Origin of the sequence: Paracoccus sp. (in: a-proteobacteria), from assembly GCF_030536915.1 — a bacterium.
In the GTDB taxonomy this organism is placed as follows: Bacteria; Pseudomonadota; Alphaproteobacteria; order Rhodobacterales; family Rhodobacteraceae; genus Paracoccus.
On record NZ_JAUNPC010000126.1, the window covers coordinates 1 to 6,059 of the forward strand.

General features: G+C 66.8%; 7 protein-coding genes and 1 tRNA gene. 3 read left to right on the forward strand and 5 right to left on the reverse strand.

Annotated elements, in window-relative coordinates; translation table 11 throughout:
• Together Q4F04_RS14320 and Q4F04_RS14325 are read right to left on the reverse strand one after the other, a co-directional pair.
• Positions 1 to 344, reverse strand: a 344-nt coding sequence (locus tag Q4F04_RS14320; protein WP_303370481.1) for a division/cell wall cluster transcriptional repressor MraZ, incomplete at its 3' end; no start/stop codon positions are given.
• A gap of 631 nt (positions 345 to 975) precedes the next feature.
• Complete coding sequence (locus Q4F04_RS14325) at positions 976 to 2,082, reverse strand: Mrp/NBP35 family ATP-binding protein (protein ID WP_303370482.1); 1,107 nt, start codon at positions 2,080 to 2,082, stop codon at positions 976 to 978.
• Positions 2,083 to 2,521: 439 nt separating this feature from the next.
• On the opposite strand from Q4F04_RS14325, the gene rlmJ reads away from it, so the two are divergent.
• Positions 2,522 to 3,298, forward strand: coding sequence for a 23S rRNA (adenine(2030)-N(6))-methyltransferase RlmJ (rlmJ, locus tag Q4F04_RS14330; protein ID WP_303370483.1), 777 nt, complete (start codon positions 2,522 to 2,524; stop codon positions 3,296 to 3,298).
• Here rlmJ and Q4F04_RS14335 read toward each other — a convergent pair.
• Genes Q4F04_RS14335 through Q4F04_RS14345 form a run of 3 tightly spaced genes read right to left on the reverse strand, consistent with a single transcriptional unit; the run spans position 3,283 to position 5,007 of the window.
• On the reverse strand, positions 3,283 to 3,732 hold the full coding sequence (locus Q4F04_RS14335) for a GFA family protein (RefSeq protein ID WP_303370484.1): 450 nt from the start codon (positions 3,730 to 3,732) through the stop codon (positions 3,283 to 3,285). The two genes, rlmJ and Q4F04_RS14335, sit on opposite strands and share 16 nt — an antisense overlap.
• Positions 3,725 to 4,081, reverse strand: a complete 357-nt coding sequence (locus Q4F04_RS14340; RefSeq protein ID WP_303370485.1) for a chaperone modulator CbpM — start codon at positions 4,079 to 4,081, stop codon at positions 3,725 to 3,727. The genes Q4F04_RS14335 and Q4F04_RS14340 overlap by 8 nt, the downstream gene beginning before the upstream one ends.
• Complete coding sequence (locus Q4F04_RS14345; protein WP_303370486.1) at positions 4,078 to 5,007, reverse strand: DnaJ C-terminal domain-containing protein; 930 nt, start codon at positions 5,005 to 5,007, stop codon at positions 4,078 to 4,080. The genes Q4F04_RS14340 and Q4F04_RS14345 overlap by 4 nt, the downstream gene beginning before the upstream one ends.
• 164 nt (positions 5,008 to 5,171) lie before the next feature.
• Between Q4F04_RS14345 and Q4F04_RS14350 the strand changes: the two genes are divergently transcribed.
• Both Q4F04_RS14350 and Q4F04_RS14355 read left to right on the forward strand, forming a co-directional pair.
• Positions 5,172 to 5,248 (forward strand) — tRNA-Met (locus tag Q4F04_RS14350).
• A gap of 54 nt (positions 5,249 to 5,302) precedes the next feature.
• Positions 5,303 to 6,059: glycosyltransferase family 2 protein (locus Q4F04_RS14355; RefSeq protein ID WP_303370487.1), on the forward strand; the 757-nt coding region annotated here is incomplete at its 3' end.

Here is a 6,059-nt window from a genome sequence, read left to right on the forward strand (position 1 = left end):
AGCCCGATCTTCTCGCGCAGGCGCTGGGGCAGGACCAGGCGGCCATCCTGATCGATCTCGGCCTCGTCCGACAGGCCGTTCATCAGGGTTTCCAGATAGCTGCGCTCGGCCGAGCCACGGGCCATGCGGCTGATGCCCTCGTCAATCTCTTCAATCGCTTCCATGGTATAAAGTCGAAGATGCGTCCAGTCGGCGAAGCCATAGACGATGACCATCTGCGCGCGCTGGCGGGATTCGAAATCAGGGTCGGCAGCCTCGAAGACGCGGCGGAAGCGGGCAGGGATCGAGATGCGCCCCTTGGCGTCGATCCTGACCTCTTCCGAGCCTCTGAACCTGCGCGCCAAGCCCTGCCACCTTCCACTGTCCCTCGCCGGAACCGCAGGGCCCTGAAACGAGAAAGGGCGGATCGGGCCGCTGCCACTGCCCGATCCGCCGCCCTCGTCCCATCTCTGGGCCCCGAAGTTTCGGGGATCGCCCGGTCTCATGCGCCACCTCGGGGGAAGGTGCTGCTCGCGCGCGGCCAGGTCGTTTTTCGGAAGGCGGGGTGCCTGTATGAAGCCTGCCTATGGCTTGGGGTCTTGGTGCCCCTTCACTGCCCGTCATCCGTGATGAAGGGATGCCATGGGAAAGCATGGGAAGCAATGGGCTTCTGGGGGGAAAGATGAGGTGCCGGATCAGGCCTGAGAGAACGTCAAGCGAACACGAATCCGAAGCCCTTGATTCGCGGTCAGCTTTTGGTTGAGCGGAAAGCTTCCTACACAAGATGTTGTGGCTGCCGGGGTGTGGCAGGATAGCTGCAGATTTGCCCATGCAAGGGAAAAATTGGGGCGACTCACTTTGGACTGTTCATTTCGGACCTTGTGATCACAGCTTCTCACAGGTGCGAGATTCGCCGGAAACGCTCCAGCAAAGGGCGTCCCGTGTTTTCCCGTGCAATGTACGCCCGGCTTTCCCGTGCTTTCCCGGAAAGCCCCCTCAGGCCATCCCGCCCCGGACCAGCCGCTGCGCGAGATCGGCATAGGCATCGGCGACCGGGCCCTGCCCCAGCGCGACCGGCTGGCCCGAGTCGCCGCCGAGTCGCACCGACAGGTCCAGCGGCACCGAACCGAGGAAGGGCAAGCCGCGCGCCTGCGCCTCGGCCGCGACCCCGCCATGGCCGAACAGATGCGCCTCGTGCCCGCAGTTCGGGCAGACATAGGACGACATGTTCTCGACCAGCCCCAGAATCGGAGTTTTCAGCTTGTCGAACATGTCGATGGCGCGGCGGGCGTCGATCAGCGCCACGTCCTGCGGAGTCGAGACGATGATGGCGCCCGTGACCGGCGCCTTCTGGCACAGGCTCAGTTGCACGTCGCCGGTGCCGGGCGGCAGGTCCACCAGCAGCGCGTCCAGTTCGCCCCATTCGACCTGGTTCAGCATCTGCTGCAGCGCGCCCATCAGCATCGGACCGCGCCACACGACGGCCTCGCCTTCCTTCATCATCAGGCCCAGCGACATCATGGTGACGCCATGGGCGCGGACCGGAATGATGCGGTCGTTCTCGCTGCGTGGGCGGTCGGTCACGCCCAGCATCCGGGGCTGGCTGGGGCCGTAGATGTCCGCATCCAGCACCCCCACCCGCCGTCCGGCGCGGGTCAGCGCCACGGCGAGGTTCGTGGTCAGCGTGGACTTGCCGACCCCGCCCTTGCCCGAGCCGATGGCAAGGATGCGGTCCACGCCGGGAATCGCCTCCGGGCCGGCCTGCGGCGTGGGGTGGCGGCCGAGCTTCAGGCTGGGCGGGGCGCCCGCGCCGGGGTCCGCCCCCTGCCCCGAGCGGGCAGTGACCTGCGGCGCGCGGCCGGCCTGCGCGGTGGTGACGATGCGGACCCTTGAGAACCCGAGGGCGCGCAGCCGCGCCTCGGCGTCCTTGCTTGCACTGTCCAGCGCACGGGCAAGGACCGGATCCGGGGCCTCGATGACGAAACTCACCTCGTCATCCGTGATGGTCAGGGCGCGGACGAGGTCGGCATCGACGAGATTGCTGCCGCCTGGAACCGGAATGGCCGAAAGTTCCTGCATGACCCTGTCGCGATTCGCCGTCATCCTGCCGCCCATCCTTCTTGCTGTCCTTGGGGCGATATAGGTGCTGGCATCTGCAGGAACCAGACATCGGAAAACATGCTGCCTTGCAGCATCAAGGCAAAAGGTTCCCGATTTCCGTTGCGTCACACACATAGGTGATACACGTTCCGGGTGAAGGACAACAGATTTCCTAAAAGTGCCTTGAGTTTAACAACCCTGAGGCGGCCAAACCATGCACCGCAAGCATAACAGATAGGCACAAAATGCCGTTGTGCAGATGCAGCAACTGGGCCATCTTACGGACATGGATCGCAGCCGACCTCCTCCCCGGTAGCGATCCGATTGCAACGCCGCCCTCTCCTCCTCCCTGGGCGCGTTGTCGGCGGCGACCCCTCTCCTCCTCCCCGGGGTCGCCGCTTCCTCTCTTTCCATCGGTGACCGTGGCGGCTAGGCACGCGCCATGTTGTCCTATCAGCACGCCTTCCACGCCGGAAACTTGGCGGATGTGCACAAGCACGCGCTGCTTGCGACCGCTCTGGCCCGACTGACCGGGAAGCCGAAACCCCTCAGCTATATCGAAACCCATGCCGGCCGCGGGCTTTACGACCTGCGCGCCCCGGCTGCGCTGAAGACCGGCGAGGCGGAAGCGGGCATTGCGCGTGCGCTGTCCTCGGGCTGGCTGCCGCGGGACCACCCCTTGCACGAGGCGCTGGCAGCCATCCGGGCGCAGCATGGCCCCGATTCCTATCCCGGCTCTCCGCTGATCGCGGCGCATTTCCTGCGGCCGGGTGACACGGCCCATCTGGCGGAACTGCACCCGGCCGAACAGGCCGCGCTGGCCGAGGTCGCCGGTTTCGCGCGCCTTCACCATCAGGACGGCTTCGCCATGGCCAACGCCCTGATTCCGCCGACACCCCGGCGCGGAATGCTGCTGGTGGACCCGAGCTATGAGGTCAAGCCCGACTACGACCGCATCCCTGCGTGGATCGACCGCATGGCGCGCAAGTGGAACGTCGGTGTGATCGCCCTGTGGTATCCGGTCCTGACCGACGACCGCCACCGTCCCATGATCGGGGCGCTGGCCGCAGCCCACCGCCAAGCGCTGTGGTCCGAGGTGCGCTTTCCCCCGGCCCGTCCGGGGCATGGCATGGTCGGATCGGGGATGTTCGTCATCAACCCGCCCTATGGGCTGGATGCCGAGGCGGATCGCCTTGCCGCGCTTTACGCGGGACTGTAGAGCAGCATCCCGGCGCGTCCGCCGCCCCCGTCCGAAGGGTGATGCACCCCGTCGGAAACCGGCAGTTCAAGGAAATCGAAGGGACTCACCCCGTCCAGGCAGGCGGCGATGACAGCGACCTGCCCCGGCACCGACCGGCGCTCGTGATGGGTGTTGATGCCGCAGCGCCAGCAGAAGTGATGAGCCGCCACCCCGGTGTTGAAGCGATAGGTCGCAAGGCGATCAGCGCCCGAGAGCAGTTCGAACCCGCCATCCGCGACGGTGACCGAGACGCTGCCCCGCATCCGGCAACAGGAACAGTCGCAGCGCCGGGCCGAGGCGAGGCCCTCGGCCAGCCTCACCCGGAAGCGCACCGCCCCGCAATGGCAGCCGCCCTCGGCCCCGGCGAGATCCAGAGGCGGGCCGCCGGGACGCAGGCGGACGCCGTCACTCACCCTGCACCCGCAGGATGCGGGTTTCCCGGATCACGCGGCGCAGCCGGGCCCGGGTCTCGGGCGGCTCTTCGGCCAGGGCGCCCAGCACCGCCTGCATCTCTCCCTTCAAGCCATTCAACTGGTCGATGAGCGACAGCACCAGCGCAAGCCCTTCGGGGTCGAGCCTGAAGATTTCTTCAAGGTCCACGGCAAGCTGCAGGCGGGCCGCATCGATCTCGCGGAAGCGCGGCTCGGCCGCGCCCAGGACGGGCTGGACGATCCCGGCCTCGGTCAGCACCGCAAGCGCCTCGTCCGAGAGTTCGGGAATCAGCGCGAGGATCTCGTTCCGGGTCATCGAACGGCGGGTCATCGTCCCTTCCCTCCCTGCGCGCGGGGATCATAGGCGTGATCCTTGCGCCAGTTCTCGACAAATCGGGCCAGCTCGTCGTCGATCTTCGGCGGCATGACCACGCGCAGTTCCACATGCTGGTCGCCGCGCCTGCCGCCCGCGCCCGCCAGCCCCCGCCCGCGCAGCCGCAGCTTCTGCCCCGAGGAGGCGCCGCGCGGGATCGTCAGCATCACCGGCCCGTCGATCGTGGGCGCCTCGACCTTGCCGCCCAGCACCGCCTCGTCCAGCGAGATCGGCAGCACCGTGGTCACGTCGTCGCCCTCGCGCCGCCAGTCGGGATCGTCGCGCACGGTGATCGCCAGCAGTGCGTCCCCGGCCGGGCCGTTGCCCATCCCGGCGCCGCCCTTGCCGCGCAGCCGGATGGTCTGGCCGTCGCGGGTGCCGGGCGGGATCGTCACGTCCAGCACATTGCCGTCCGGCAGGGTGATGCGCGTGGTGCCGCCGCGCGCCGCGGTCATGAAATCGACCTCCAGCGTATAGCGGTGATCCTGCCCGCGCATGTCGAAGCTGCGGGCGCCGCCGAAGCCGGACTGCCGGGTGCCGCGCCCGCCCTCGCCGAAGAGGTCGGCGAAGACATCCGAGAAATCGCCGTAATGCGCCTGCCCGCGATAAGGGTTGTCGGGCGATTCCGAGAAATCGCGGTAATAGCGGCGTTGCGGGCGTTCCTGCCCCTGGGCGTCGATCTCGCCCCGGTCGAATCGGGCGCGCTGGTCCGGGTCCTTCAGCAGGTCGTAAGCCGCCGAAGCCGCCTTGAAGCGGTCATGCGCCTTCGGATCGTCGGTCAGGTCCGGGTGATCGGTCTTGGCGATCTTGCGGTAGGCCTTCTTGATCTCGGCGTCGCTTGCCGTCTTCGACACACCCAGCGCGGCATACGGATCGTCCGCCATCTGCAACCCCTTGCTTTCGTGATGCAACGCCCAAGGACGCGCCCGGTTTCCCTGCATCCCTCGCGCGGGCGAGACAAGCCCCGCCATGCGGACCCGCGAGAAATCCGCTTGACGCGCCCCCGCCCCGCCCCTAAATCCCCCGCACCCCTTACGGGATGCCCCGGGGCGGAGTAGCTCAGTTGGTTAGAGCAGCGGAATCATAATCCGCGTGTCGGGGGTTCAAGTCCCTCCTCCGCTACCATCATCGCTTGCCGCGGTGATGCGGGCAATCACTCCGAGAAGCTGCGGGCCTTGAATGACGGAACAAACGCGCAGGCAAGCAAGCTGGAGCGTCGTGGCGACCGTCCGTGCAAGCGCCCCTGTCTGCGAGATCTTCGCCCGCCACTATCTGGCCAGAGGCGCGCGTCAGGTCTTCCTGTTCCATGACGACCCGAAGGTGGCCTGCAACGTCGCGCTCGACGGGGTCAGGAACACCGTCTGCAGCGACCGCTGGTGGCGGCGAGGCCGACCGGACGCGCTGGAAGAACGCCAGGTCCACAACGCGACCAAGGCCAAGGCTTGGTGCGAAACGGACTGGATCCTGCATTGCGACGTGGATGAACTGATCTGGTCCGCGCAGGGCATAGCCGAGGTGCTGAGCCTGGTTTCTGAGGACGTCGGCGGCATCGTCATCAGCACGGCCGAGGCCGTCTATGCCGCGCCGCCAAGCGAAGACACGATATTCAGGACGCCCTTTTTCAAGTTCTTCCTCGACGAGCGGGGAAGGCCAAGGGCCTATCGCGACATATCGCAGCAGGCCTATGGCGATCTGTGGGAGGCGTCGAAATACGGCTTCTGGGGCCATATCCTAGGCAAGTCCCTCATCAGGGCAAAGGCGGATGTCGGACGGATGCCGCTGCACTACAAGAAGCAGGAACAGATCAACGGCTTCCTGATGCGCCAGCAGGCGCCGCAGCTTGTGCTGCGCCACTACGACACGCTTTCGCCCGAGCTCTGGAAGGAAAAGCACCTGCGTCGGATCCGCAGCGAGGTGTCCGTCCCCATGGCGGGAC